This window comes from Collinsella aerofaciens, assembly GCF_040915545.1.
GTDB lineage: Bacteria > Actinomycetota > Coriobacteriia > Coriobacteriales > Coriobacteriaceae > Collinsella > Collinsella aerofaciens_BE.
This window is the reverse complement of sequence record NZ_JBCPDH010000057.1, coordinates 1-3,567: the sequence shown is the minus strand read 5'-3', so window position 1 is coordinate 3,567 and position 3,567 is coordinate 1. Positions and strand designations below refer to the sequence as shown.

The window sequence follows — 3,567 nt, the reverse complement described above, 5'->3', positions numbered from 1 at the left end:
CCCCGGCCCCGGCCCGTATTACCCCGCTGAGCGAGCTATAGATGCCACGCACCGACACGCTAAAGCATGAGCTTGAAATTGGTGCTATATTCAGCTTGAGTTGTTTAATGCTAGTACGGGAGGCTGATATGGGGCTGTTCAAGAAGAAAAACCCGCAGGATGCCTTTGATCCCGATGTGTTTACCATCACGGATACGATTTTGGACCCGCCGCGGTTTACGTTTTTGCCGGCTATCTACCAGGATGCCACGCGCCGCAAGTGGGCCGTGCATCAGCGCGGCGGCGAGCCGAAGATTTTTGACTATGCGGATGTGCTGCAGTGCGAAGTGGCCGAAGCGGGCGATCCAGAGGCCGAGGAAGCGGTCTCAAAACAGGAATTTGCCCAGCGTATCCTGGCAAATCCCGCTAAGGCGGCAAAAATGAACGCTGCCAAGCGTAATATGTGTCTTGGTATGGGCGTTGTTGTGGCGGTTCAGACGGGAAAAGACGAGGTTTCCAAATTAGAGATTCCTGTTATGACCGACGAAGTCAAACGCGATTCAAGTCTATATAAGTCGTATCGGAATGTCGCCGAGAAGATTAAGGCCGAATTTGATGCCATGGGAGGGCTGGCCTAATTTTGGCGGCATACGTTTCTGAATGAGGAGTCTGTGCAATGGCAGGCGAATCTTATGCAATTCCCCCCAAAGATCGTGCTGTTGAGGGAATTCTTTGGTATATCCAGCACTATCAGCTCGGCGGCGGCGATCGTCTGCCGGCCGAGCGCGTGCTGTGTGAAGAGATTGGCGTTTCGCGTACGGCGTTGCGCGCCGGTATTATGCGGCTCATTTCGTGCGGAACGCTCGAAAGCCGCCGCGGATCGGGTACGTATGTGTGTCCTCCCAAACCGCTCAATATCTTCCAGGAGACGTATAACTTTTCCGATGCCGTGCGGACTGCAGGCTTGCACCCCTCTTCTCGCTTGGTTTCCACCGAGACTCTCGAGGCGGATGAGACACTTGCCGACAAGCTTGGGGTTGCCGTAGACGCTCCTTTGCTTCGCATGCAGCGCGTTCGACTTATTGAGGGCGAGCCGGCATCAATCGAGACGGCTCACGTTAACCTGTCCCTGTGTCCATCGCTTCCCAATCACGACTATACGCAAGAAAGCCTGTACGATGTTTTGCTTCAAGAAGGCGGCGTGCGCGTGGAGCATGGGTGTGAACATGTTTCGATTTCGCGCCTGAATGCCGAAGAGGCCGAACTGCTTCAGCAGGACGAGGGGACGCCTGTTTTCTATCAGAGCTCGATTGAGTTCGATAAGGACATGCGTTTTGTGGAGCATTGTAAATCGGTGATTTTGCCTACAAAGTTCCGCTTTGCCGACAACGGTGAAAAGAACGGCATGAGGAGCGTGGCAGGTGAACAATGGCTGAAACAGTAGATGCCACCCCGGTTTATATACGCATTCGACGTCGCATTGAAGAGCGTATCGAGCGCGGAATATACCCTACGGGTTCGATGATTCCGTCCGAAAATGAGCTTGCCGAGGAGTTTGGCACGACACGCCTGACTATCCGGAGTGCCGTGGACGAGCTAGTTCGTCGCGGCCAGATTCGCCGTGTCCGCGGAAAGGGTGCCTTCGTGGCACAGAAGGTGCCCGTTACGTTTGAGCGTACGGGCGGCTTCCGTGAATCGGTTCGCGCCTCGGGCGGCGAACCGTCCGTCCGCATTCTGGCGCGCTCCAAGCGTTATGCGGGGCCATACTACGCTGACCTATTTGGTATTGCCGAGGACGACCTGCTCTATTCCATTCGACGTTTGAACTGCATTAACGGCGATCCCGTATCGATTGAGATGGCGCTGATTCCCTGCCTGCTGTTCCCAACAATCGAAGAGATCGACGTGTCGGTTTTCAGTTTGTACGAGACCTATGAGATGCTGGGCCGAAAGCCGGTCATGGCACAGGAAAAGCTCGATATCGAAGCGCTGGGCGCGCGAGATGCCGGTCTGCTTGGACTGGAGCAGGGCGATCTTGCCTTGACGCTGGAGTGCGTGAGCTTCGATGCAAGCGGGCAGGCAATCGAATACGTCAAGTCGTTTAACCGCGGTGATGCGGGTGGATATACCTATACGTACTAGCTGGTGTTTTGTGAATAACGGCTGGGAAGCTAACCAGTTTTGATCGTTGGGTCAGCCGTATATACAACCTTACATGGCTCAAAATCGACCGTTCGCCGATGGGGATAAATTAATCGACAAAGAGGTATCAAAAAGACGTAACCTGTAACTGTGATTGGTATCAAATACTAATGATTTGTTACGAGGTGAGACGATGAAAATGCTCGATTACGTTCAACTCGCCCACGTGCGTATGGGTGAGAACCTTGAGCGTTCGTCTGAGCTTGTATGCCAGCTCGTAGATATTTTCCAGTCTGGTTCCTTTAGCGCACTGCGCATCGTTGCTTCGGGTTCGTCGCGCCATGCCACCGATTGCGCCCGCGATTACCTGCAGGATGCGCTGCAGATGCAGGTGTCCGTTGTGACGCCCGAGGCCTTCGTCGATTTTGAGCACACCTATCCGCAGCATGTGCTCAACATCGCCGTCTCTCAGAGCGGCTACTCGACCAACACGATCGCGGCGCTCGATTACATGCGCGCTCACGATATGCCTGCAGTTGCGCTCACGGCAAACGTCGAAGCGCCTATTAAGGAACACGCTGATATCGTTCTCGACTACGGCGTGGGCGTCGAGTCGGTGGACTTTGTGACTCTGGGCGTCGAGGTTCTCGTTGAGTACCTGGTGCTCTTTGGTATTTACGGCGGTCAAGCGCGCGGAACGATTGACGCCGAGGGCGTTGCCCAGCGTCTTGACGACCTGCGCGAGGCTATCCAGGGCAATGCCGTGATGTGCAAGACCGCCGAGGCATATGTCCAAGACCACATGCTCGAGCTTTCTGAGCACATGCCCGCCATGGTCGTCGGCAACGGCCCCAACTATGGCGTTGCCGAAGAGGCGGCCCTCAAGCTGAACGAGACCATCAAGATTCCTGCCATGCATCACGAGGGCGAGGAGTTCGTTCACGGTCCCGAGATGCAGATAACCCCAGGCTACCTGGTGTTTATCGTCGACGATCCACAAGGGTCGGAGCGTCTTGCGAATATCGCCGATGCGCTATCGAACGTTACGACAAAAACGGTGCTGCTCACGGCCCATCCCAGGGGTAGGGCTCACGAGGTTGCGGTGCCTCAGGTGGCTCCGCTGCTCAGCGCGATTCCCAATCTTGTGTTCTTCCAGACGATTGCGGCAATGATCGCCGAGCGTCTGAAGTCATGGGACGTGCACCCGTATCTCGATGCCGTCTCCAAGCAAATGGAGGTCAAGGCAGAGGGCTACGAAGAGTCAGTCAATGCGCTTAAAGCCAAAGCGGCTGAGTGTTACGGAATGTAAGCGGGCTTTGATGCCCGTTGGCATGGGGGATGTGGAGACAACCCCAGAAAGGAGAGACAAATGAAGGAAACCGAGAAGATCGAGATCATGCATTTCGACCAGGAGGGCTACCTCGAGGACGGCAAGGCGCTCTACGA

General features: G+C 55.2%; 4 protein-coding genes. All 4 read left to right on the top strand.

Annotated elements, in window-relative coordinates; all coding sequences use genetic code 11:
- The first annotated feature begins 128 nt into the window (after nucleotides 1-128).
- The 4 genes from AB5202_RS09835 (at nucleotide 129) to AB5202_RS09820 (ending at nucleotide 3,430) form a co-directional block, all read left to right on the top strand.
- Entirely contained in the window at nucleotides 129-617 is a 489-nt protein-coding gene (locus tag AB5202_RS09835; protein WP_195622386.1) for a hypothetical protein, read from the top strand.
- 38 nt (nucleotides 618-655) lie between these two features.
- On the top strand, nucleotides 656-1,423 hold the full coding sequence (locus tag AB5202_RS09830) for a GntR family transcriptional regulator (protein ID WP_368144650.1): 768 nt from the start codon (nucleotides 656-658) through the stop codon (nucleotides 1,421-1,423).
- Nucleotides 1,408-2,121 (top strand): GntR family transcriptional regulator, encoded by a 714-nt coding sequence (locus AB5202_RS09825; protein WP_368144649.1) that lies wholly within the window; start codon nucleotides 1,408-1,410, stop codon nucleotides 2,119-2,121. The genes AB5202_RS09830 and AB5202_RS09825 overlap by 16 nt, the downstream gene beginning before the upstream one ends.
- A 193-nt stretch (nucleotides 2,122-2,314) precedes the next feature.
- Entirely contained in the window at nucleotides 2,315-3,430 is a 1,116-nt protein-coding gene (locus tag AB5202_RS09820) for an SIS domain-containing protein (protein ID WP_368144647.1), read from the top strand.
- Nucleotides 3,431-3,567 lie beyond the last annotated feature (137 nt).

Excerpts from the sequence above, each read along its gene's own strand:
- AB5202_RS09835 (WP_195622386.1), top strand. The coding sequence starts at position 129 with ATGGGGCTGTTCAAGAAGAAAAACCCGCAGGATGCCTTTGATCCCGAT.
- AB5202_RS09820 (WP_368144647.1), top strand. The coding sequence starts at position 2,315 with ATGAAAATGCTCGATTACGTTCAACTCGCCCACGTGCGTATGGGTGAG.
- AB5202_RS09830 (WP_368144650.1), top strand. The coding sequence starts at position 656 with ATGGCAGGCGAATCTTATGCAATTCCCCCCAAAGATCGTGCTGTTGAG.
- AB5202_RS09825 (WP_368144649.1), top strand. The coding sequence starts at position 1,408 with ATGGCTGAAACAGTAGATGCCACCCCGGTTTATATACGCATTCGACGT.